General features: G+C 70.3%; 19 protein-coding genes. 8 read left to right on the forward strand and 11 right to left on the reverse strand.

Features of this window, described 5'->3' with window-relative positions:
* Positions 1-6: 6 nt before the first annotated feature.
* The 7 genes from HWX03_RS16195 to HWX03_RS16225 all read right to left on the reverse strand — a co-directional run bounded on the left by HWX03_RS16195 (position 7) and on the right by HWX03_RS16225 (position 8722).
* Positions 7-1230 (reverse strand): beta-ketoacyl-[acyl-carrier-protein] synthase family protein, encoded by a 1224-nt coding sequence (locus HWX03_RS16195; RefSeq protein WP_175871855.1) that lies wholly within the window; start codon positions 1228-1230, stop codon positions 7-9.
* A 63-nt stretch (positions 1231-1293) separates the two neighbouring features.
* A complete protein-coding gene (locus HWX03_RS16200; RefSeq protein WP_175871856.1) occupies positions 1294-2178 on the reverse strand; it encodes a polysaccharide deacetylase family protein in 885 nt (294 codons plus the stop codon).
* On the reverse strand, positions 2175-4643 hold the full coding sequence (locus tag HWX03_RS16205) for an MMPL family transporter (RefSeq protein ID WP_175871857.1): 2469 nt from the start codon (positions 4641-4643) through the stop codon (positions 2175-2177). Before HWX03_RS16205 ends, HWX03_RS16200 begins: the two co-directional genes overlap by 4 nt.
* Positions 4643-5287 (reverse strand): outer membrane lipoprotein carrier protein LolA, encoded by a 645-nt coding sequence (locus HWX03_RS16210; RefSeq protein ID WP_175871858.1) that lies wholly within the window; start codon positions 5285-5287, stop codon positions 4643-4645. Before HWX03_RS16210 ends, HWX03_RS16205 begins: the two co-directional genes overlap by 1 nt.
* Entirely contained in the window at positions 5284-6261 is a 978-nt protein-coding gene (locus tag HWX03_RS16215) for an acyl-CoA synthetase (RefSeq protein WP_175871859.1), read from the reverse strand. The genes HWX03_RS16210 and HWX03_RS16215 overlap by 4 nt, the downstream gene beginning before the upstream one ends.
* Positions 6258-8009: an acyl-CoA synthetase family protein gene (locus HWX03_RS16220; protein WP_175871860.1), complete on the reverse strand. Its 1752-nt coding sequence runs from the start codon at positions 8007-8009 to the stop codon at positions 6258-6260. Before HWX03_RS16220 ends, HWX03_RS16215 begins: the two co-directional genes overlap by 4 nt.
* A gap of 59 nt (positions 8010-8068) precedes the next feature.
* On the reverse strand, positions 8069-8722 hold the full coding sequence (locus HWX03_RS16225) for a hypothetical protein (RefSeq protein ID WP_175871861.1): 654 nt from the start codon (positions 8720-8722) through the stop codon (positions 8069-8071).
* Between the two features lie 546 nt (positions 8723-9268).
* Between HWX03_RS16225 and HWX03_RS16230 the strand changes: the two genes are divergently transcribed.
* The 5 genes from HWX03_RS16230 (at position 9269) to HWX03_RS16250 (ending at position 13625) form a co-directional block, all read left to right on the forward strand.
* Positions 9269-9553, forward strand: a complete 285-nt coding sequence (locus tag HWX03_RS16230; protein ID WP_124453521.1) for a phosphopantetheine-binding protein — start codon at positions 9269-9271, stop codon at positions 9551-9553.
* A gap of 138 nt (positions 9554-9691) precedes the next feature.
* Positions 9692-10408: a 3-oxoacyl-ACP reductase FabG gene (fabG, locus tag HWX03_RS16235; RefSeq protein WP_006490635.1), complete on the forward strand. Its 717-nt coding sequence runs from the start codon at positions 9692-9694 to the stop codon at positions 10406-10408.
* 37 nt (positions 10409-10445) lie between these two features.
* Positions 10446-11750, forward strand: coding sequence for an endoribonuclease L-PSP (locus HWX03_RS16240; RefSeq protein WP_175871862.1), 1305 nt, complete (start codon positions 10446-10448; stop codon positions 11748-11750).
* Positions 11751-11875: 125 nt separating this feature from the next.
* Positions 11876-12658 carry a glycosyltransferase family 2 protein gene (locus tag HWX03_RS16245; protein WP_175822495.1) on the forward strand — a complete coding sequence of 261 codons (783 nt, stop codon included), beginning with the start codon at positions 11876-11878 and terminating at the stop codon, positions 12656-12658.
* A gap of 205 nt (positions 12659-12863) precedes the next feature.
* The gene (locus HWX03_RS16250) at positions 12864-13625 is read left to right on the forward strand and encodes a M48 family metalloprotease (protein WP_174433422.1); all 762 of its coding nucleotides are present in this window, start codon (positions 12864-12866) and stop codon (positions 13623-13625) included.
* Positions 13626-13746: 121 nt separating this feature from the next.
* Here HWX03_RS16250 and HWX03_RS16255 read toward each other — a convergent pair whose 3' ends face one another.
* From HWX03_RS16255 to HWX03_RS16270, 4 genes are read right to left on the reverse strand one after another with little or no spacing between them, the layout of a single operon-like run.
* The gene (locus HWX03_RS16255) at positions 13747-15447 is read right to left on the reverse strand and encodes a lactate permease LctP family transporter (protein ID WP_175871863.1); all 1701 of its coding nucleotides are present in this window, start codon (positions 15445-15447) and stop codon (positions 13747-13749) included.
* Positions 15448-15497: 50 nt separating this feature from the next.
* A complete protein-coding gene (locus tag HWX03_RS16260; protein ID WP_175871864.1) occupies positions 15498-16943 on the reverse strand; it encodes a LutB/LldF family L-lactate oxidation iron-sulfur protein in 1446 nt (481 codons plus the stop codon).
* Complete coding sequence (locus HWX03_RS16265; RefSeq protein WP_175871865.1) at positions 16940-17665, reverse strand: lactate utilization protein C; 726 nt, start codon at positions 17663-17665, stop codon at positions 16940-16942. The genes HWX03_RS16260 and HWX03_RS16265 overlap by 4 nt, the downstream gene beginning before the upstream one ends.
* On the reverse strand, positions 17662-18459 hold the full coding sequence (locus tag HWX03_RS16270; RefSeq protein WP_175871866.1) for a (Fe-S)-binding protein: 798 nt from the start codon (positions 18457-18459) through the stop codon (positions 17662-17664). Before HWX03_RS16270 ends, HWX03_RS16265 begins: the two co-directional genes overlap by 4 nt.
* A 128-nt stretch (positions 18460-18587) precedes the next feature.
* On the opposite strand from HWX03_RS16270, the gene HWX03_RS16275 reads away from it, so the two are divergent.
* The 3 genes from HWX03_RS16275 (at position 18588) to HWX03_RS16285 (ending at position 22111) form a co-directional block, all read left to right on the forward strand.
* On the forward strand, positions 18588-19304 hold the full coding sequence (locus tag HWX03_RS16275; RefSeq protein WP_175822490.1) for a FadR/GntR family transcriptional regulator: 717 nt from the start codon (positions 18588-18590) through the stop codon (positions 19302-19304).
* Positions 19305-19473: 169 nt separating this feature from the next.
* A complete protein-coding gene (locus HWX03_RS16280; protein ID WP_175871867.1) occupies positions 19474-21096 on the forward strand; it encodes a phospholipase D family protein in 1623 nt (540 codons plus the stop codon).
* A 241-nt stretch (positions 21097-21337) separates the two neighbouring features.
* Entirely contained in the window at positions 21338-22111 is a 774-nt protein-coding gene (locus HWX03_RS16285; protein ID WP_175871868.1) for a class II aldolase/adducin family protein, read from the forward strand.
* The last annotated feature ends 17 nt before the right edge of the window (positions 22112-22128 follow it).

Genomic DNA, 22128 nt, shown 5'->3' on the forward strand with positions numbered 1-22128 from the left:
CGGGCCTCAACGGCGGGCGCGACTGGCCACACGCTGGGCGCGGCCGAGAATCAGGCTGCAATTCGTGCCGCCGAAGCCGAACGAATTGGAGAGGACGGCGCGCACGCGCGTGTCGCGGCTCGCGAGCACGTAATCGGCGACGAGCGCCGGGTCGGGCTGCGTCGTGTTGACGCCGGCCGGCACGAACTGCTCGCGCAGCGCGAGCGCGGCGACGATCGCCTCCAGCGCGCCGGCCGCGCCGAGCGTGTGGCCGGTCGCGCCCTTCGTCGAGCTGCATGGCGTGCGGGGGAACAACGCGCCGAGCGCGCGGCTTTCCGCGGCGTCGTTGCTCGGCGTCGCGGTGCCGTGCAGGTTCACGTAGTCGATATCGGGCGCGCCGAGGCCGGCGGACGCGAGCGCCTGCTCGATCGCGGCGCGCGCGCCGAGCCCTTCCGGATGCGGCGACGACATGTGGTGCGCGTCGCTCGATTCGCCGATGCCGAGCAGCAGGATCGCGTCGCCGTCGAGCGCGGCGGGCGCGGCAGGGACGCGTTCGACGAGCGCGAACGCGGCGGCCTCGCCGATCGAGATGCCGTCGCGCGCGACGTCGAACGGCCGGCACGGCTGGCGCGACAGCAGTTCGAGCGAATTGAAGCCGTACAGCGTGGTCAGGCACAGCGAATCGACGCCGCCGACGACGGCCGCGTCGATCAACCCGGCCTCGATCATGCGGCGCGCGGAGCCGAATACCTTCGCGCCCGACGAGCACGCGGACGAGATCGCCATCGCCGGCCCGCGCAGCGCGAAATACGCGCGCACGAACGCGGCCGGCGAAAACGGGTTGTGCGTGTGCGCATAGCGGAAGTCGGCCGGCAGCGCGCCGCTCGCCGGGTCGCGGCGCTGGTACGCGCGTTCGGTTTCGAGGATGCCGGCCGTACTCGTGCCGACGAACACGCCGACGCGTGCGGCGCCGTAGCGCGCGACCGCCGCCGCGACGCGTGCGTCGAAGCCGTCCTGCGTCAGGCCGAGTTGCGCGAGGCGGTTGTTGCGGCATTCGAAGTCGGCGAGATCGGCGCGCACGGGCTGCGCATCGACGCCGTCCACCGCGCCGATCCACGTGTCGAGGTCCGCACGCTCGAAGTTGCACGGCACGAGCCCGCCGCGGGCGTGGCGTAGCGCATCGAGGGTCGCGTCGAGGCCGCGGCCGATGCAACTGGTGGCGGTGAAGTACGAGAGCAGGAGAGGGTTCACGAGGGTCGCATCCGGTGGCCGGAACGGGCGCTGCAGCGGGGCTGGCAGGCGCGCCGTTCGAGGTCAGATTTTATCAAACGGGGGTGCCGGAACGCCCGGCTGGCCGGACGGTTCGGGCGCGAGCGCCGCGCGCAAGGTGGTCCAGCGCAACCGCGCGTCGGCGGCCGCGCGCAGCACCGCGGGCAGCACGTCGAGCACGACCGGTTCGCCGCGCGCATCGCGCGCCGCATGACCGTCGTGGACCAGCAGGATGTCGCGCGCATCGAGGCCGTGCAGCAGGCGGCGCGTGACGGTCGCGGCGTCGCGCGCACGCGTGTCGAAGCCGCGCCGCGTCCAGCTCGCCAGTTGCAGCCCGAATTCGCACAGCACCGGTTCGAGAAACGGATTACGCAGGCCGGCTGGCGCGCGGAAAAACAGCGGGCGCGTGCCGGCGATGTCGGTCAGCGTCTGCTGCGCCGCCGCGATCTCGCGTCGAAGCGCGGCCGGCCCCGACAGCGAGAACGTATGGCGGTGCCGCTGGCTGTGGTTCTCCACCGCATGGCCGCGCGCGACGATTGCCTCGATCCACCGTGGATGGCGGCGCGCGAGATCGCCGATGCAGAAGAACGTCGCGCGCGCGTCGTAACGATCGAGCAGGTCGAGCACGCGCGGCGTGACGTCCGGGTCCGGGCCGTCGTCGATCGTCAGCGCGATGCGGCGGCCCGTGTCAGGCGGCAGGCGTGTCCAGTTCGGACCGAGCAGCGTGCTGCGCGGCCACAGGCCGGCCGCGGTCAACGCGAGATGCGACGCGACCACGCCGCCGACGGCCCACGGCCACGTGGCCGGTTGCGCGATCGCGGCGGCGGCCGCGCCCGCGTGCAGCGCGGTGGCGCCCGCGATCAGCGGCGTCGGCTTCCAGCGGCGTGCGTTGCCGGTATCGCGCGGCGGAATGAAGGGCGGCACGTTCATGCGCAGCCTCCTTGTTCACGATTGCCGACTGCCGCCGCCGCGCGCGGCGCGAGAATCGCCGCGAACGCGAGCGCGAGCATCGCGCCGGGGCCGACGGTCAGCCCGAAGGTTTCGAGCAGCGGCACGCGCGACAACGCGAGCAGCCCGAAGCCGGCGACCGTCGCGAGGTTCGCGATCAGCAGCGACACCAGCGTGGATGGCGTGACGGGCTGCGCGTCGTCGCGCCGGCAGAAGAACAGCGCGTAGTTCGAGCCGACCGCGACGATCAGCAGCATACCGACGAGGTGCAGGATCGTCAGTTGCACGCCGGCGAGCGCGAAGCCGGCCGTCACGACCAGCACGGCCGCGACGAGCGGGGCGAGGGCGCGCACGGCGCGGCGCGGCGAGCGCAGCGCGATCAGCAGCAGCACGGCGATCGCGGCGAACCCTGCGAGCGACAGCCGGATGTCCTCGTGCACGTAGCTCACGTACAGCCGATCGGCTTCGGCCTTCATGTCGACGAACAGCGCATCGGGCACGCCCGCGCGCGCGACGGCGGCGCGAATCGGCGCGGCGTCGAGGCTCGACGCTGGCTGTGCGGCGCGCGCGGCGTCCGGTGCACGCAGCGGCAGCATCGCGCTCCAGCGGCCGTCGCGTTCGGTCAGCAGCGCATCGACGGCGAGCGCCATCGACGTGCCGCGCAGGTCCGCGCGCGTCAGCAGCGGCGCGTGACGCGCGGCGTCGACGTCGGCGAGGAACGGCGTGAACAGGTCGGGCTTCACCGCGATCGGCTGGTGCGCGACGGCATCGCGCATCCGTTGGGCGAGTACGTTCGCATCCGGCAGGCTCGCCTGGCGCGCGCGCTGCGCGGCGTCGCTCGGCAGGTAGCGGGCAGGATTCTCGAAACCGCCGAGCGTGCCCCGGTCGACCAGCGGCTGCAATTGCGCGGCGACTTTTTCCGCGCCTTCGAGGGCGGCCTGTTCGGTCGGCGCGGCGATCACGACGAGGTAGCGCACGTCGGGCGCGCCGACATCGGCGCGCAGCCGTGCGTCGAGCGCCTGCGCGGGCGCCGGCACGGGGCTGAGCGCGGCGAGCTCGCGGCTCCACAGGGCGTCGCGATGCAGCGCGAGCGTCGCGCACGCGGTGACCACGAGCACCGCGAGTGGCCAGCGCAGCCGCGGCGCGGCGTCGGCCGCGCGCGCGAGCACGGCGCCGACGCGCGATACGTCGCGGATCGCGACATGCTCGCCGCGCAGGTGCGGCAGCACGAAGCGCGTGACGAGCGCGGCGGCCGTCAGCCCGACGATCGAATACAGCCCGAGCTGCACGAGGCCCGGGAATCCGGAGAACAGCATCGACGCGAACCCGCACACCGACGTCAGCACGCCGAGCCGGATCGTCGGCCAGTACGCGGCGACCCACGCGCGCGTCGCGTCGGCCGGGCGCGCGGCGCCGCGCGTGCCGGCCTGCGCCGATTGCACGAACAGGTAGATCGAATAGTCGACGGCTTCGCCGATCAGCGTGGTGCCGAACCCGAGCGTGAGCCCGTGGACCGTGCCGAACGCGACGCTGACCGCCGCGATCCCGGCCGCGACGCCGGTCAGCACCGGCAGCAAGCCGAGCGCGAGCGTGCGCGGCGAACGGTACAGCGTGAGCAGCAGCGCGACGATCAGCACGACGCTCGCCGTCGACAATCGTTCGACGTCGTGCCGGATCGTGTCGCGCGTGTCGACCGAGAACACGCCGGGGCCCGTCATTGCGAGCGTGTTTGCCGCTGCATTCGGGATGGCCCGTTTCGCAGCGGCGAACGCGCGACGCACCGTGTCGATCGCGCGGGCCTGCGCATCGGTATCGGAGCCGGCGGCGGCCGTCTGCACGACCAACACCGCGCGCGTGCCGTCGCGCGACGCCCACACGCCGTCGCGGCTCGCCGGTTCTGCCGCGCTGTCGAGCCCGTCGACGAGGGCGGCGACTTCGCCGGTCGGGTCGCGCGGCAGCATCGCCTTCGCGACGAGGCCGGCCGACGAGCTCAGCAGGTCGAGGCTGTCGCCGAGCGCCTGGTGCAGGCCGTCGGCGCTGAAGCGTTGCGGCGTGACGGCCGGGCTCAGCAGATAGCGGTGATCGAAGATGAATTGCCGGTCGCGCGCGTCGTTCGCGGCCTCGCCGTTGTGAACGGCCGCGAACTGCGGGTCGGTGCGCAGCGTGCCGGCGACGCGCCGCGACAGCGCGGCGCGCGTGCCCGCATCGCCGCCGTCGATCGCGACGAGGATCAGGCGCGACACGATGCCGTCGCGCAACTGGTCGACGAGCACGCGCTGCCCGGCGCTCGGCGCATTCGGCAGGAACGCGGACAGGTCGGCCGTGAAGTGCGCGCGCCCGATCGCGACGCCGCACGCGACGAGCGCGAGCAGCCACACGAGCACCGCGCGCTGCCGCCATGCGGGCAGGCGGCGGGCGACGGGGGAAGGGCGCGTACGATCGTCCATCAGTTCGCGTTCGCCGCGACGGGTTGCAGGCGCATCACCGAACGATCGCCGTCGGCCTGCCGGATCGCGACGCTGCGCAACACGTCGCGCGTGCCGTCGAGCGTGATCGTGCTGACGACCTTCAGCATCCGCGAGTCGAGCGGCGTGAGCGTCAGCGTCCAGTCGTCGCCGCGTCCGGAAAGGGCGACCTTGTACACCTGTTCGAGCGCGAAGCGGTTGCCGGCGAGCGTCGCGCGGATGCTGTCGATGAACGCGCTGAGTTCCGGATAGCGCGCGAGCGCGAGCGTGTATTTGCGGTTGTTGCGCTCGACGGTGAGCATGTCGCCGTCGACGACGAGGTGTTCGGGCTTCGGGCTCAGCGTGTGCTTTTCCAGATGGTCGGGCGCGACGAAAATCAGTTCACCAGACGATTCGACCGGCTGCGTGGCGATCGACAGGGTCTTCGTTTCGGTGAAGGTCGCGCGGCCCGACTTGTGCTGCGCGAGCGTCGACATCAGCCGGTCGAGGGTCCAGGCCGAGCCGGCGTCCGCCGCGTGCGCGGGCATGGCCAGCGCGATCGCGCCGGCGCTGGCGGCAAGCATGCGGGCGACGCTGGCGATGCGGTGCGACGAGAACGGGAACAGGCAGCGGCGAACGGCGGTCATGCGTCGGAATCCCTCGTGGCGGGCAGGTCGGCGCCGGCCTGCACCGCCTCGCGGCGCGCGGCCGCGGCATCGCCGCCTTGCCAGAAATCGAAATAGTTGAACCAGTTGTACGGCGCCATGCGGCAGTACTTGTCGAGCAGCGCGACGTAGCGCACGAGTGCCGCATCGACCGCCGCCGCGCGCGCGTCGCGCCGCACGTCGGAGAAATCGGCGAGCGTCTCGAAGTGCACATCGTAGCGGTTGCCGTCGCGATAGAGGCCCGTCATGAAGATCACCGGGCGCTTCAGCATCGCGGCCATGTAAAGCGGCCCGAGCGGGAACGCGGCCGGCGCGCCGAGCAGCGGCAAGCGTCGCAGCGACCCGGCCGCGTCGTCGAGCAGCGTGCGGTCGGCGAGCATGCCGACCATGCAGTTCGCGTCGAGGCGCTCGCGCACCTTCAGCATCGAGTCGACCTGCCCGAGCGGAATCACTTCCGGCTGCGCAGCCGGGTTCACCGCGGCGAGCGTCGCATTGATCTTGCGCGCGTTCTTCTCGTACATCGTGACGACCACGCGCAGGTCCGGATGCGTGCGGCCGATCGCGCGCACGACCTCGAAGCTGCCGAGGTGCGCGCCCATCAGGAACGCGCCGCGTCCGCCCGCGAGCGCGTCGTCGACGAGCGTCTCGCCGTGCAGCCGGATGTCGAACAGGTCGAAGCGCCCGTTCATCAGGTAGACGCGATCGTGGATCGTCGCCGCGAACGTGAACACGTGCCGGTACACGTCACGCCAGCGCGCGGGGCGGCCGAGCACGCGGCGCAGGTAGTCGCGCGACGCCGCGCACGCGACCGGCGAGAACAGCACGAAATACGTCGCGATCAGGTGCAGCACGATGCGCGCGCGCTGTCGGCCGAAGCGCAGCGAGATCCACGTCATCGTGCGCAGCAGGCCCGCGTTGCTGCGTTCCTGGCGCTCGGCCCATGCGGTGCGCTTCATGGCTGCGCACCCTCCTGCGCGGCCGGCGGCGCGGACAGCACGCCGGTCGCGACCTCGCGCGACCCGGCGCGCACCGTGAAGCGGATCGCGCCGCTGGCCGCGGCGTCGTACGCGAGCGCGAGCGGTTCGCCGGGTGCGACCGGGCTCAGGAATTTCGCCGACCCGAGCCGCCATGCGTGCAGAGGACGGTTCAGCGCCGCGCCGATCGTGTGGATCGCGTGATCGAGCAGCACGACGCCCGGTACGACCGGATGGCCGGGGAAGTGGCCGGGCAGCGCGGGATGGTCGGCGGCGATCGTGAACGCGAGCGCGGGCGGCCCGGCCGGGCCGTGCTCGGCCGGCGGCGCGGCCGTCGTGGCCGCGGCGCGCGCATGTTGGGCAACGAGCGCGGCCAGCACGTCGCGCGGCAGCTTGCCTGTTTCGTTGCGCGGCAGCGCATCGACGAACACCAGCGGGCGCGGCATGAACGCGGGATCGATCCGCTCGCGCAGCGCGCGTTGCAGCTCGGCGGCCGCGAGCGTCGGTGCGACGACCAGCGCGACGAGGCGCGTAACCGGCTCGAGTGCCGTGTCGCCGTGCGCCGGCGCGGCTTCGTCGGGCATGAAGAACACGCCGTCGACTACTTGGGGAATCGCGTTGAGCTGATGGTTCAGGTACGCGAGCGACGTGCGCTTGCCGGCGATGTTGACGAGATCGGCCTTGCGGCCGTGCAGCAGGAACCGGCCGTCGCCGAGCAGCTCGAGCGCATCGCCCATCGGCACGGGCGCCTCGACGTGCCCGCCCGACACCCACACGGTCGGCCCGCTGTCGTCGCCGTCCGGTTCGTCGCGTGCGTCGAGCCGGATGTCCGGGAACAGTTCCCATGCCGCGCCTTGCGACGTGCGACGGGTCGCGATCTGGCCGGTCTCGGTGCTGCCGTAGATCTCGACGAGCGGCGCGTCGAGCGCGGCCTCGGCTTCGCATGCGAGCTTTTCCGACAGCGGCGCGGTGGCCGACAGCACCAGCGCCGCGCGCGGCAGCGCATGGCCGGCTGACAGCAGCGCACGCAGGTGGATCGGCGACGTGACGAGCACGCGCGGCTGCGGGATCGCGTCGAGTTCGTCGCGAATGTCGCTCGGGTAGAACGGCTGGCGGTTGCTGAACGCGAGGCCGCCGATCAGCGCGAGCAGCACCGTCGATTCGAAGCCGTACATGTGCTGCGCGGGCACCGTGCCGATCAGCGTGGCCGCGCGGCCGTCGAGCAGCCCGAGGCGATCGGCCGCCGCGCGCACGCAGCCGACCAGGAAACCCCAGGTCTTGCGGTGCGGCACCGGCGCGCCGGTCGAGCCGGACGTGAACACGTAGGCCATGATCCGCGCCGCGTCGATCCGCGGGACGGCGGACGGCGCATCGCTCGCCAGTTCGCCCGGCGCGGCATCGGGATACGCGAAGCGCGGCAGGTCGATCGTGCAATCGGGCGCATCGTGCAGGCAGAACGCGTCGGGCGCGAACGACGCGAGCTGGCGGACCATTTCCGGCGTGTGCGTCGACGGCAGCAGACTGATCCTGCCGGCGACGAGCGCCGCGCACAGGCTGACCGCGAAGCGATAGCGGTCGCGGCACACGTTGAACACGTGGCCGCCGGCGGGCAGCGCGGCGGCCACGCGCGCGACGTCGGCGACGAACGCGCGCACGGTGACGGGCGAGCCGTCGCGCCAGGCGATCGTCTGGTCGGGCGAGGCATGGAATACCAGCGGGTGAGTCGGCATAAATCGGTCAAGACGGAAACGAAGGCCGGCGCGGCCGTGGGGCCGCGCCGTTCATGAATTCATCGCGAGGCCTGCGATGCGTGGGTCGTCGCGCGATACGCGCGCACCGCGTCGACCATCCGCGGCCGCGGCTCGTGCGGCAGCGCGACACGCCGGCACGCATGCTCGGCGGCGAACATCACGGCGACGAGCGGCAGCGACAGGTAGTTCGCGAAGGTCGACCACGTGACGATCGGCGCGGTCGCGAACAGCAGCGTCGATACGGCGGCGATCGCGACGAAGAACAGCGTCCACGCGAGCGTGATCTGCCGCGTGTAGCGCGCGACGGCCGGCGTGACCGTGCCGTGGATCATCGCCGCGAAGCGCGTGCACAGCGGCACGTCGCCGGCCACGAGCGTGCGGCCGAACAGCAGCGCCATCGCGACGTTGAAGCTCGCGTGTTCCAGATACAGGCCCCATTCGAAGTGCTGCGCGAGCGGCGCGCGCGCGGCCCACAGCGCGCCGGCAACCAGCAGCCATGCCGGCACGAGCCATGCACGCCGCGGCGAGCGCAGCGCCACGCCCAGCGCGAGCAGCAGCGGCGGCACGAGCGCCATCGCGAGGCCGAAGCCGTGCGCGCCGGGTGTCGCGGTCGCGTAGTGGGCGCCGATCTGATAGGCGGCCACGGCGCCGACCGCTGCGACGCCGCGCACGACGGGCAGCAGCCGGTTCATCGACGGCCTCCGAACGCGCGGCGCGCACCTCGGCCGGCGGCCGGGGCGCAGCGGCTGACGGGCGGGCGAACCGGAACGGAGCGCAAGGGCGGACGCGGTATCACTGGAGACATCGGGCGGATCGTGGCCGGACGCGGGGTCGGGCCGTCAAACATCATATGAATGGCGGCCGGGACGCGGGTCCGGGCCGGTGGTCAGGCACGCTCATTTTAGGGCCGCGGCAGCGCCGGTTCGGGGCGGCCGCGACCGGGTTTTGTAACCGATTGTATGGCACCGGACGAACGGTTTCGCAGGGTCGGTCCATTTCCATCCAAAGCGGCTCAAGCGTCTCGTGCATTCGTGTTCGAAACGGGCCGCTGCGGTAGCTCGCCAGTCTTGTAACCATTCGCGGTATACGGCCCGATACCCTTCGTCTAGAATCCGCGTAACTTTTACAAACGATCCCCAAATGACGCAGGCGGGGACACCGGCAGACGCCGGAGGGACGGAGATTGGCACGCGCCGGGCGTGCACGACGGTTGCCGTTTCCGGGCGCCTCCCGCTGCCATGGGCCGCCTGCCCGCACGCATGATGAACGCACTGGAACAAGAGCTCGCCACGCTGATCATCGGCGAACTGAATCTCGAAGACGTCCCGCTCGACACAGTGACGGCCGACACCCCGCTGTATGGCGAAGGGTTCGGGCTCGACTCCATCGACATCCTGGAAATCGCGCTGCTGATTTCGAAGAAATACGGCTTCGAACTGCGCTCGGACAATCCGGACAACCAAAAGATCTTTGCGACGCTCGGTGCGCTGGCTGCCTACGTCGCCGCGCATCGCACGAAGTGACGGCGTCGCGCACGGGCGTAGCGCACGGGCATCGCGCATGGGTGCGGCGCAACGGTGAAGACGGTACGCGGCGGCGTTCGACAAACGATGCGCCGGCCGCGTCGATCGAGGTGAAAACGCGATGAACGGAGTCATTCGATGCGGGCGCTCGTGACGGGCGGCAGCGGCGCACTCGGGCAGGCGATCTGCACGGCGCTCGCGCAGGCCGGCCATGAAGTGTGGGTGCATGCGAACCGCCATCTCGCGCAGGCGGAGGCGGTCGCCCAGCAGATCGTCGCGGCCGGCGGTGCCGCGCACGCAATCGCGTTCGACGTGACCGATGCCGATGCGACGCTCGCCGCGCTGCAGCCGTTCATCGACGATGCGCCGGTGCAGATCCTCGTCAACAACGCGGGCATTCACGACGATGCGCCGATGGCCGGCATGTCGCGCCGGCAATGGCACAGCGTGATCGACGTGACGCTCAACGGTTTTTTCAACGTCACGCAGCCGCTGCTGCTGCCGATGATCCGCACGCGGCGCGGACGGATCGTCAACATCGCATCGGTGGCCGGCGTGACCGGCAATCGCGGGCAGGCCAACTACGCGGCCGCGAAGGCGGGGCTGATCGGCGCGACGAAGTCGCTGTCGCTGGAGCTCGCGTCGCGCGGCATCACCGTGAACGCGGTGGCGCCCGGCATCATCGCGTCGCCGATGGCCGAACAGGCGTTTCCCGCCGAGCGCATCAAGCAGCTCGTGCCCGCGCAGCGCGCGGGCCGGCCCGACGAAGTCGCGGCGATGGTCGCGTACCTGGTATCCGACGCCGCGGCCTATGTGACGGGGCAGGTGTTGTCCGTCAACGGCGGGCTCGCATGACGAAGCGCGCCGCGTTGGCCTGACGTCACGCAACGCGGTGCAGTGCCGCGGTGTCGCGCGGCCTGCGCCATATAGTGAGGAAATCGAAGTGTCCGTGCATCCAGTCGACGCCGAACGGCGCCCGTGTTCGCTGTTGCCCGCCGCCGCGCCTGCGGCCGCGCCGTTCGCGCACGGCGGCGGCCGCGCGCTGCAGCTCGTCCAGATGAGCGATGCGCGGCTCGTCGCGCTGCTGCACGATGCGCGCAGCCGGGGCGACGGACTCGACCGCGTGTTTCCCGGCGCGCTGGGCGCGGTGTGTATCGGCGCAGCGGGAACACCGGACGAGTCGCGCGCGGACGCGATGGCGCGGATGCTGACCGATGCCGTGCCCGGCCTGCCGGTCGCGCCGGTGCAGATGGCGCTGCTCGGCGCCGAGGTCGCACCGGGCGATGCCGTCTGCGAACTGTGGCAATGCGACGCGCACGATCTGCGCAGCGCGCGGCGCGGTGCGCTGCACTATCGCTACAGCGAAGCGGCGGGGCTCGTGTTCGGCAGCCTCGTCGTGCACGAGACGGACGCGGCGTACGATGCCCCGCGCGACGGCGGCACGCCGCTCGAACGCGCGACGTTCGACGCGTACCGCACGCTGTTCGACCTGCTCGATACGCTCGGCATGCCGCATCCGCTGCGGATCTGGAACACCGTGCCGGCGATCAATGCGATGCAGGGCGGGATCGAGCGCTATCGTCAGTTCAATATCGGCCGTCAGCATGCGTTCGACGCGTGCCGCCGTGCATTGACGGGCGGCGTGCCGGCCGCGTGCGCGCTCGGCTCGGTCGTGCCGGTCGCGGGCGATGCGCCGCCGGCCGCGCCGCTCGCGATCTACTTCCTCGCGAGCCGCACGCTGGCCGATTCCGTCGAGAATCCGCGCCAGGTCAGCGCGTATCACTATCCGGCGCAGTACGGTCCGCGTGCGCCGACGTTCGCGCGCGCCGCCGCGTGGGCGGACGGCGAGGCGACCCCGGTGCTGTTCGTATCGGGCACCGCGAGCATCGTCGGGCACCGCACCGTGCATCGCGGCGACGTCGTCGCGCAGACGCGCGAGACGGTCGCGAACCTCGCGGCGGTGCTCGAGCAGGCCGCGCGGCAGGGGCACGGCCCGTTCTCGCTCGCGGACCTGAGCTATCGCGTCTACGTGCGCAACGCCGGCGATACCGCGGCGCTGGCCGCGATCGGGCGCGTGCTGCGCGACGCGGCCGGTCCTCACGTGCGGCCGTTGTTCGTTCATGCGGACGTGTGTCGCGACGACCTGCTGGTCGAGATCGAGGCCAGCGCCGGTCATGCCATGGAGTGGCTGTCATGAAGCGCGAGAGTCTCACGATCCGGCAACCGGTCCAGCCTGCGGCCGGTGTCGACGAAGCGTGCCGGCGTTCGTCGGCAAGTCATACACTTTTGTCAGGATCCCCGTCTTCGCCATCGGCTGTTCCCATGTCCAAGCTGCACGCGTCGTCCACCCATCTCGTCCTGATTCCGAGCTACAACCCGGGCGCCAAGGTCGACACCACCGTGCGCCATGCCCGCGCGCAGTGGAATCCGGTGTGGGTCGTCGTCGACGGCAGCACCGACGGCAGCGCCGAACGGCTGCAGGCGATGGCCGAGCGCGATCCCGGCTTGCGCGTGATCGTGCTGCCGGAGAATCGCGGCAAGGGCGCCGCGGTGCTCGCGGGGCTCGACGCGGCAGCCGCGAGCGGCTTCACGCACGTGCTGACGATGGATTCCGACGGCCAGCATCCGGCCGACCTGATCCCCGCTTTCATGGCGGCCTCGCAGGCCGAGCCCGACGCGATGGTGCTCGGCGTGCCGAAGTTCGACGCGAGCGCGCCGCAGTTGCGCGTGCAGGGGCGCCGGCTGTCGAACGCGTGGGCCGACCTCGAGACGCTGTGGGCCGGGATCGGCGATTCGCTGTACGGCTTTCGCGTGTATCCGGTCGCGCCGCTGGCGGCGATCATGCGGCGCCAGCCGTGGATGCGCGGCTTCGACTTCGATCCCGAAGCGGCCGTGCGGCTGTGCTGGGCCGGCGTGCGCCCGATCCGCATCGACGCGCCGGTGCGCTATTTCGGCCGGCATGAAGGCGGCGTGTCGCACTTTCACTACGGTCGCGACAACGCGCTGCTTGCCTGGATGCACCTGCGCCTGTTCACCGGCTTCGCGATACGGCTGCCGATGCTGGTCGCACGCCGCCTGACGCGGCGCCGCGACCAGACGGCCTGAGTGCAGGCCCCGTCCGTTTTCCTTCCCGCTCGCCGCCCTCGCGTGCGGCGATTGCCACGATTTTTGTCACGAATACGGTGCCGGATCGCCGCGTCATTTCAATCCGCTGAGTAATTAACGTGTCATCTGATGTAAACATCTGGTAATTTTCTGCCGGATTATGCAAAATCGGCGCTCCCAAATACAACTATCGAGGGATTCCGGGATGCAACTCAAAAAAGCGGTGGCGGCGTGTGGCGTGGCGTTTCTGTTGAGCGCATGCGGCGGGGTACAGAGCCTTGACGCGAACAGCCTGACGTCGGCGGGGACCAACCTGTACAAGGCAGCGACGCTGTCGGACAGCGACATCGCCGCGCTGTCGAACGAATCGTGCAAGTCGAGCGACGCCGAATCGAAGATCGCGCCGGCGAACAGCGCATACGCGAAGCGCCTGACGAAGGTGATGAAGGGCTTCGGCGACATGACGCTGAACGGCCAGAAGATCAACTACAAGGTCTACATGACCAAGGACGTCAACGCGTGGGCGATGGGCAACGGTTGCGTGCGCGTGTACAGCGGCCTGATGGACATGATGAACGACGACGAGCTGCGCGGCGTGATCGGCCATGAAATGGGCCACGTCGCGCTCGGTCACTCGAAGAAGGCGATGCAGACGGCGTACGCGGTGAGCGCGGCGCGCAGCGCGGCCGGCGCGGCATCGCCGGGCGTGGCGGCACTGTCGAGCTCGCAGCTCGGCGACATCACCGAGAAGTTCATCAACGCGCAGTTCTCGCAGACGCAGGAAAGCGCGGCGGACGACTACTCGTTCGACCTGATGAAGCAGAAGAGCATGAACCAGAAGGGCCTCGTCACCGCGTTCCAGAAGCTTGCGCAGCTGGACGGCGGCAAGAGCTCGATGATGAGCTCGCACCCGTCGTCGTCGAGCCGTGCGCAGCACATCGAGGATCGCATCACGAAGGGCAGCTGATCTCGTAGCTGTTCGCGCAACGGATCGCCGGTCGTCAGCGCCGGCGATCGGCAAGCGACATGAAAAAACCCACGCTCGTTCGGGCGTGGGTTTTTTGTTTTTTCGGCGTGCACGCCGCCGCTTACGGCACCATCCCCGGCAGCACGTACGCCTGCACGAGCGTGATCAGCCCGACGATCACCGCGAACAGCAGGCTGTGCCGCACCGTGAAGCGGAACAGCTCGGATTCCTTGCCGACGAGGCCCGTGGCCGCGCACGCGACCGCGATCGATTGCGGCGAGATCATCTTCGCGGTCACGCCACCCGTCGTGTTCGCGGCGACCGCGAGCGTTTCGGGCACGCCGAGCTGATGGGCGGTGGCCTGCTGCAGCGAGCAGAACAGCGCGTTCGACGACGTGTCGGAGCCGGTCAGGAACACGCCGAGCCAGCCGAGGAACGGCGAGAAGAACGGGAACGCGCCGCCGGTCGAGGCCAGCATTAGCGCGAGCGTCGACGACATCCCCGAGTAGTTGGCCACGAACGCGAACGCGAGCACGAGGCCGATCGACAGGATCGGGCGCGTCAGTTCCTTCAGCGTCTCGCCGAACGTGACGAGCGCGTCGCGCGGCTTCATCCGCAGCAGCGCCATCGAGATCAGCGCGGTCACGAGGATCGCGCTGCCGACCGCCGACACGAGATCGAGCTTCAGCACCGCGTCGAGCGCCTTCGGCGTCGCGGCGATCGGCGCGGTCTTCACGACGAGCTGGTCGAGCCCGGCCACGTGAAACTTCAGCACGGTCGACGCGAGCGCGCCGTGCGCGGCGAACAGCGCCTTGAACGGCGCGATGCTCCACACGGTGACGACCGCCGTCAGGATCAGGAACGGCGACCACGCGCGCACGGTCTGCGCGAGCGTGTACGGCGACGTCTGCCGGCTCGCGCCCGAGCCGTTGCCGCCCGCGCCGAACCCCGCGAGCGCCGCACCGCCGCCGGACGCGACGATTCCGCCTGCCGTCTGCTTCGCGCTGCTCGGCTGCCACACCTTCAGGAACGCGGCGAGCGACACGAGGCTGACGAGCGACGACGTGATGTCCGGCAGCTCGGGCCCGATGTGGTTCGACGTGAAGTACTGCGTCACCGCGAAGCTGCCGCCCGCGACGAGCGCGGCCGGCCACGTCTGCCGCACACCGCGCAGCCCGTCCATCATGAACACGAGCCAGAACGGCACCGCGAGCGACAGCAGCGGCAACTGGCGGCCGGCCATCGCGCCGATGTGGAACGGGTCGATGCCCGTCACCTGCCCGGCGACGATGATCGGAATGCCCATCGCGCCGAACGCGACCGGCGCGGTGTTTGCAATCAGACACAGTCCGGCCGCATGCAGCGGCTTGAAGCCGAGGCCGACCAGCAGCGCGGCCGTGATCGCGACGGGCGCGCCGAAGCCGGCCGCGCCTTCGAGAAACGCGCCGAACGAGAAGCCGATCAGCAGCATCTGCAGCCGCTGGTCGTCGGTGATCGACAGCACCGACGCGCGGATGATGTCGAACTGGCCGGTCTTCACGACGATCTTGTACAGGAACACGGCCGCGACGATGATCCATGCGATCGGCCACAGGCCGTACGCAAAGCCGAAGCCGGCTGCCGCGAGCGCCTGCGGCACGGGCATCCCGTACGCGACGATCGCGACGCCGAGCGCCAGCAGCAGCGTGATCGCGGCCGCGACGTGGCCCTTCATCCGCAGCGCGGCGAGCGCGACGAAAAAGAAGATGATCGGAATCGCGGCGACGAACGCCGACAGCCCGAGGCTGCCGAGCGGGGTGTAGATCTGATGCCAAGCCTGCATGGGTGTCTCCTCCATGGATTTATAGGGGTACGGGTTTGAAAGCGGATGCGCTATTCGGGCTGGCCGCGCGCGCGCAGCAGGTCGGACAGGCTGCGCGGCGCCGGTTCGAGCGGCGTGCGGTGCTGCGTCCAGCCCATCTGTTTCGCGGGCGTCAGCGCGCGCAGGCGCGTCGCGGTCCAGCGGAATGCGCGGTACGCGCGCGGATGCGCGAACGCGCCCGACCAGAAGCGCCACACGAGTTCTTCCGCGCGGTGGTAGTTCGCGCCCTGGCCGCGCAGCGGATGCGCGACCGGCTCGTCGGGCTTGCGGTTCGCTTCGGTTCGCAGCCGCACGAGCAGTTGCGGGATCGGGATCCGCACCGGGCACACCTCGCCGCATGCGCCGCACAGCGTCGACGCGGTCGGCAGGTCGGCCGTCGCGGCGAGGCCGAGCAGGTGCGGCGAGATGATCTTGCCGATCGGGCCCGGGTAGGTCGTGCCGTACGCGTGGCCACCGATCCGCGTATAGACGGGGCAGTGATTCATGCACGCGCCGCAGCGGATGCACTGCAGCGTCGCGCGCAGTTGTTCGTCCGCATACGCCTGCGTGCGGCCGTTGTCGAGCAGCACGAGATGCAGCTCGCGCGGGCCGTCGCGTTCGCCGGCGCGGCGCGGGCCCGAGATCAGGTTGAAGTAGGTCGTGATCGCCTGGCCGGTGGCCGAGCGCGTGAGCAGGCTCGACAGCGGCACGACGTGCTCGAGTTTCTCGACGACCTTCTCGATCCCCATGATGGCCACGTGCGTGTCGGGCACCGTCGTCGACAGCCGGCCGTTGCCTTCGTTCTCGACGAGCCACAGCGTGCCCGTGTCGGCCGCCGCGAAGTTCACGCCGGACAGGCCGATGTCCGCTTCCGCGAACGCGCGGCGCAGCGCGCGCCGGCCGGTCTGGATCAGTTCGTCGACGTCTTCCGTGTAGCGCGTGCCGGGGAGGTGTGCCTCGAACAGTTCGGCGATATCGCCGCGGGTCTTGTGGATCGCCGGCATCACGATATGCGACGGCTTCTCGCCCGCGAGCTGCACGATGAATTCGCCCATGTCGGATTCGATGCAGTCGACGCCGTGCTCCGCGAGGTAATGGTTCAGCTCGATTTCCTCGCTCGCCATCGACTTGCCCTTGATCACGCGGCGCGCCTTCTTCGCCTGCGCGATGCCGAGTACGATCGCGTTCGCATCGGCGGCCGTCTCGGCCCAGTGCACGTGCACGCCGGCCGCGGTGAGCTTCGTCTCCAGCCGTTCGAGCAGCGCGGGCAGTTGCGCGAGCGCATGCTGCCGGACGGCTTCGCCGAGATCCCGCAGCTGCTGAAGCTCGGCGTCGTCGGGAAACTGGGTCGCGCGCTTGCCCTGCAGGAAGTCCATCGCGCCGCGAAAGCTCTGGCGCAGCGCCGGATCGTCGAGCGCGGCGCGCGCGCGGGTCTTGAAGTCGCCGGGGGCGACGAATTGCAGCGTGTGGTCGCTCATCGCGGCAGATCCTCGGAAGCAGGGGTAGCCGGCGGCGCGGCCGAATCGGTGACGATCACGACCCACAGGCGGCGCGGGCCGTGCGCGCCATAGGCGAGCGTCTGCTGGATGTCGGAGGTCTTCGACGGGCCGGATACCAGCACGAGATTGGTCGGCATGCCGGCTTGCCAGCGCTCCGCGTGCACGGCGGCGTGCAGGTCAGCATGCAGCGTGTTCGCGTGAACGAGCGCGATGTGCAGCGGCGGCACCAGCGATACCGTGCGCGGCGTGCCGGCATCGGGCGCGAGCACGACGGTGCCGGTGGCCGCGATGCCCGAGCGTGCGACGGTGAAGCCCGCGTCGATCGTGTCGAACAGCTCGGCCTTCCATGCATCGATCGGCCGGTCGAACGGCACGGGCGCGACCGTATCGGGCAGCGCGCGGGCGAGTGCCGCGGATTCGGCGCGGGCCGGGTCGAGCAGCAGGCGGCGCACGCCGGCGTCGGCGAGGCGTGCGGCAAGCTGCACGGGCCATGCGTCGGGGCTCGCGCACCAGACTTCGGCGTGCGACGCGGCGAGCGCGGCCTGCATCGCCTGCACGCGTGCATCGGGAGCGTGCCCAACCGATGCGCGACGGGTGTCGTAATGCGTGTCGATGCGTGCGTCGAGCGCGGGGGCGGCCGCCGCGGTGACGCCCGGCGCGGCGGCGCGCAGCCGCGCGAGGATCGTGTCGCGCGCGCTCATTGCGAATCTCCGCGCAGCGAGCCGGCGCCGGCCGTGCGGCGCCACAGGAAGCTCGCGAGATGTTCGACCGGCAGCGCCGCGCCGGCCTTGGTCGCGGCGTGGCCGATGTTCAGCAGGCAGCCGCAGTCCGCGGACACGAGCCGGTCGCAGCCGGTTGCGCATGCCGACGCGACCTTGTCGCGCACCATCGCGCCGGAGATGTCCGGATGCTTCAGCGAGAACGTGCCGCCGAAGCCGCAGCATTCGGATTCGCGTTCGTGTTCGATGCGCGTCACGCCCGGCAGTGCGTCGACGAGCGCGACGCCGTGCACGCGCGTGCCCATCTCGCGCCGTGCCGCGCACGACGTGTGCAGCACGACGCGTTCGTCGGGCCCGGCGTCGGCCATGACCGCATCGAGTTGTACATCGAGCACGTGGACGAGGAATTCGGCGAGTTCGTACGTCCGCTCCGCGATTGCATGCGCCTTCGGGCCGTGCACGGGATCGTCGGCGAACAGCGCCGGCCAGTGGTGCCGGATCATGCCGGCGCATGAACCGGACGGCACGATCACGGGCCACGGTTGCGCGAACAGGTCGAGCTGCGCGGCCGCGACGCGGCGCGCTTCGTCGGGATTGCCGCTGCTGTAGGCCGGTTGCCCGCAGCAGCTTTGGCCGCGCGGATAGTGGACGGTCAAGCCTTCGCGTTCCAGCAGGCGGACCGTGTCGAGCCCCGCTTCGGGGACGAACAGGTCGACCAGGCAGGTCGCGAACAGATACACGTGCGCGGGGGCGGTGGGGTACGGCCTTGGGTTCATGTCTCGCTCCAGAGGCGACGGCCCGGCATGCGGAGCGTCGATTTCGCTGCATAATTCCCGCGTCCGCGCCGCAGCTCAAATTGGTTGGGCCAATCGGCGCGGTACGCATTCCGCGGGGAGACGCGACGATGGCAGCGATGACGGCACGGGGCCGGACCGAAGGCGTGATGCGCAAGATCGAGACGGCGCTGCTCGACGGCACGTGGCCGGCCGGCGCGCGGCTGCCGGCCGAGCGCGTGCTCGCGCAGCAGTACGGCGTCGCGCGCAATACGGTGCGCGAGGCGACCCAGCGGCTCGTCGCGCGCGGGCTGCTGCAGAGCCGGCGCGGCGCGGGCGTCTACGTAACCGACCAGTTGCGCGCCGGCATCGCTTCGCCGTGGGGTCAGCTGGTCGCCGATCATCCGGCGCTGCGCGACGACATCCTCGAATTCCGCCGCGTGCTGGAAGGCGCGACCGCCTATTTCGCCGCGCTGCGGGCCGATGCGAACGACCGGCGCCGGATCCGCGCGCTGCTGCGCGAACTCGAAACCGCGCACGCGAACGACGACGCGGCCGTCGAAGCCGCGACCGACGCGAAATTGCACGAGGCGATCGCGCTCGCGTCGCACAACACGATGTTCCTGCACCTGCATACGAGCGTGATCGGGATGCTGCGCGAGCACATCTCGATCAACGTGGCCGGGATGACGACGGGGGACGAGCAGGCATCCGAGTTGCTCTTGTTGCAGCACCGGGTCGTGTGCGACGCGATTTGCGCGCACCGGCCCGAAGAGGCGCGCACCGCGATGCAGACGCATATCGACTACGTGCGCAGCCATTTCGAGCGCAGCGGCGATACGTCGTGAGATTGGTCGGACCAGCGGCGGGGCCGCCCTGCACGGTGCAGGTGGCGGCCTCGCGGCCCGGCCCAATTGACCGGTTCGTCGGGCGCCCACTAGAATCGACCGGAACCGCCTGTCAGCCGCGCGCCGCGGCGATGACGTGCCCATTGATCCGACTGTCGAGGAAGCTTCCGTGCTCACGTCCCTGATCCGGCGCGCACCGGCCGCGCTGTCGTGGCGCGCCGTATGCCGCCAGGCCCGCGCGCTGGTCGTCTGCGCGCTGCTGCCGCTCGCCGCGTGCGCGACGCATCCGCCCGCCACTTCGCTCGATCGTCCCGTCTCCCACGCGTTGTCGGCCGATACCGCGACGCCGTTGCGCGATGCGCTGGCCGCGCCGGAAGCCGCGCATCCGGGGCAGTCGGGCTTCCGGCTGCTGGCCGACGGCGCCACCGCGTTGCAGATGCGCATCGCGCTCGCGCGGGCGGCGACGAAGACGCTCGACATGCAGTACTACATCGCGACCGAGGATACGACCGGCAAGCTGCTGCTCGGCGCGGCGCTGTACGCGGCCGATCGCGGCGTGCGCGTGCGGATGCTGGTCGACGACCTGAACTTCCACGATATCGACCGCGTGATGGCCGCGCTGAATACGCATCAGAACATCGAAATCCGCGTGTTCAACCCGTTCGGCGCGTCGCAGCGCGGCATGATGGAGCGCACGGCCAACTTCTTCACACGGATCGACAGCTTCACGCGCCGGATGCACAACAAGGCGATGATCTCGGACAACCAGCTCGCGATCGTCGGCGGCCGCAATCTCGGCGACGAGTACTTCAGTGCGAGTCCGACGCTGCAGTTTCGCGATCTCGACGTGCTCGCGGCGGGCCCCGTGACGAACGACGTCTCGAAGAGCTTCGACGACTACTGGGCGAGCGCGAGCAGCTATCCGTTGCGCGTGCTCAATCATCAGACGTTCGATCCGAAGGATCTCGACGCGATGCGCGACGAGCTGCGCGACCACTGGCGCAAGAATGCCGATCCGTACAATGCGAAGCCGCTGAACGCGACGCCGCTTGCGCGGCAGATCGCACGCGACGAACTCGAACTCGTGTGGGCACCTGCCGAATTCAAGGTCGACGCACCGGACAAGATCGCGCGGCCGACCGACACCTACGTGAGCCCGCCGATGCGGCGCCTCGCCGAGCTGACGCGCGGCGCGCAGAAGGAATTCCTCGCGTTTTCGCCGTACTTCGTGCCGCACGATGCCGGCGTGAAGATCCTCGGCGACACGGCCGCGCGCGGCGTGCGCGTCGCGATCGTCACGAATTCGCTCGCGGCGACCGACGCGGTCGCGGTGCAGGCCGGCTATGCGCCGTATCGCGTGCCGTTGCTGCAGCGCGGCGTCGAGCTGTACGAATTCAAGTCGCAGCCGGACCAGCAGCCCGCGCGGCTGTTCGGTTCGCGTTCGCGCGCGAGCCTGCATGCGAAGGCGTACGTGATCGACCGGCAAATCCTCGTGATCGGCTCGCTGAACCTCGACCCGCGTTCCGCGCACCTGAACACCGAGCTCGCGCTCGTGATCCATAGCCCGGTGCTCGCGCAGCAGACCGCGGCGATCTTCGCGCGCGTGACGCAGCCGGACGAAAGCTACCGCGTCACGCTCGCGAAGCGGACCGACGGCAGCCCGCCCGCGCTCGAATGGACGGGCACCGAAGGCGGTCAGGCCGCCACCTATCACGTCGACCCGCATGCGGGGCTGCTGCGCAACGTGATGACGGGCATCTTCACGCTGCTGCCGGTCGACGACCAGTTGTAAGGGCGGGACGGCTCCGGCAAAACCCGCGATACCGGTGTGCGGGGAAAGGTGATATGGTTGTGCGCGCAACGATATGTGTATCGTGAAGCGCGCCGCCGGACCACTCACGCAATGCGGGACGGAACAGCGCCGAACGACGCGCCGCCGCACCTGTGCGATACACACCGCGCGGCGCCGGCAGACGATGGACGATGCGCACCGCCACGCGCGGTGGCCGCACGGCCCGCAACCGGAGTTCTCCATGCAACGTGTACCGAACCAGCCGTTCACGCGTCCCGCGCGCTTTTCCGAAGCCGAATGGCAGGCGCGGGTGCAGCTCGCGGCCGCCTACCGCATCTTCGACACCCTCGGCTGGACCGAGCTGATCTACAACCATATCTCGCTGCGCGTGCCGGGCGAGGACGGACATTTCCTGATCAACCCGTTCGGGCTCCATTACCGCGAGGTGTGCGCATCGAACCTCGTGAAGATCGACATCGACGGCAACGTGATCGGTCATTCCGACTGGCCGATCAATCCGGCCGGCTTCACGTTCCACAGCGCGATCCATGCGGCGCTGCCCGATGCGCACTGCGTGATGCACGTGCACACGACGCCGACGATGGCCGTGTGCTGTTCGCGCGACGAGCTGTCGTTCTCGAATTTCTATTCGGCGCAGCTGTACGGGAAGGTCGCGTATCACGACTTCGAAGGCATCACCGTGCATCTCGAGGAGGGCCGGCGCATCGTCGACAGCGCGGGCGGGCGGCCCGTGCTGCTGCTGCGCAATCACGGGCCCGTGACGATCGGCGCGACGCTCGCGCAGACGTTCTCGCTGATGTGGCTGCTCAATCGCGCGTGCGAGGTGCAGGTCGCGACGCATGCGATCGGCGATGCGCTGCCGATTGCGCCGGCCGTGCTCGAAGGGTGCGTGCGCGATTCGCTGAATTTCGATCCGAAGCATGGCGCGGGGCAGGACGCGTTCGACGCGCTGCAGCGCATCGTCGACCGGATCGATCCGGGCTATCGTGCGTGACGCGGGCGGCGCGCCCG

Origin of the sequence: Burkholderia sp. BCC0397 (assembly GCF_902832865.1) — a bacterium.
GTDB lineage: Bacteria > Pseudomonadota > Gammaproteobacteria > Burkholderiales > Burkholderiaceae > Burkholderia.

Excerpts from the sequence above, each read along its gene's own strand:
- HWX03_RS16200 (WP_175871856.1), bottom strand. The coding sequence starts at position 2,178 with ATGAACGTGCCGCCCTTCATTCCGCCGCGCGATACCGGCAACGCACGC.
- HWX03_RS16205 (WP_175871857.1), bottom strand. The coding sequence starts at position 4,643 with ATGGACGATCGTACGCGCCCTTCCCCCGTCGCCCGCCGCCTGCCCGCA.
- HWX03_RS16210 (WP_175871858.1), bottom strand. The coding sequence starts at position 5,287 with ATGACCGCCGTTCGCCGCTGCCTGTTCCCGTTCTCGTCGCACCGCATC.
- HWX03_RS16215 (WP_175871859.1), bottom strand. The coding sequence starts at position 6,261 with ATGAAGCGCACCGCATGGGCCGAGCGCCAGGAACGCAGCAACGCGGGC.
- HWX03_RS16220 (WP_175871860.1), bottom strand. The coding sequence starts at position 8,009 with ATGCCGACTCACCCGCTGGTATTCCATGCCTCGCCCGACCAGACGATC.
- HWX03_RS16225 (WP_175871861.1), bottom strand. The coding sequence starts at position 8,722 with ATGAACCGGCTGCTGCCCGTCGTGCGCGGCGTCGCAGCGGTCGGCGCC.
- HWX03_RS16230 (WP_124453521.1), top strand. The coding sequence starts at position 9,269 with ATGGGCCGCCTGCCCGCACGCATGATGAACGCACTGGAACAAGAGCTC.
- fabG (WP_006490635.1), top strand. The coding sequence starts at position 9,692 with ATGCGGGCGCTCGTGACGGGCGGCAGCGGCGCACTCGGGCAGGCGATC.
- HWX03_RS16245 (WP_175822495.1), top strand. The coding sequence starts at position 11,876 with ATGTCCAAGCTGCACGCGTCGTCCACCCATCTCGTCCTGATTCCGAGC.
- HWX03_RS16250 (WP_174433422.1), top strand. The coding sequence starts at position 12,864 with ATGCAACTCAAAAAAGCGGTGGCGGCGTGTGGCGTGGCGTTTCTGTTG.
- HWX03_RS16255 (WP_175871863.1), bottom strand. The coding sequence starts at position 15,447 with ATGCAGGCTTGGCATCAGATCTACACCCCGCTCGGCAGCCTCGGGCTG.
- HWX03_RS16260 (WP_175871864.1), bottom strand. The coding sequence starts at position 16,943 with ATGAGCGACCACACGCTGCAATTCGTCGCCCCCGGCGACTTCAAGACC.
- HWX03_RS16265 (WP_175871865.1), bottom strand. The coding sequence starts at position 17,665 with ATGAGCGCGCGCGACACGATCCTCGCGCGGCTGCGCGCCGCCGCGCCG.
- HWX03_RS16270 (WP_175871866.1), bottom strand. The coding sequence starts at position 18,459 with ATGAACCCAAGGCCGTACCCCACCGCCCCCGCGCACGTGTATCTGTTC.
- HWX03_RS16275 (WP_175822490.1), top strand. The coding sequence starts at position 18,588 with ATGGCAGCGATGACGGCACGGGGCCGGACCGAAGGCGTGATGCGCAAG.
- HWX03_RS16285 (WP_175871868.1), top strand. The coding sequence starts at position 21,338 with ATGCAACGTGTACCGAACCAGCCGTTCACGCGTCCCGCGCGCTTTTCC.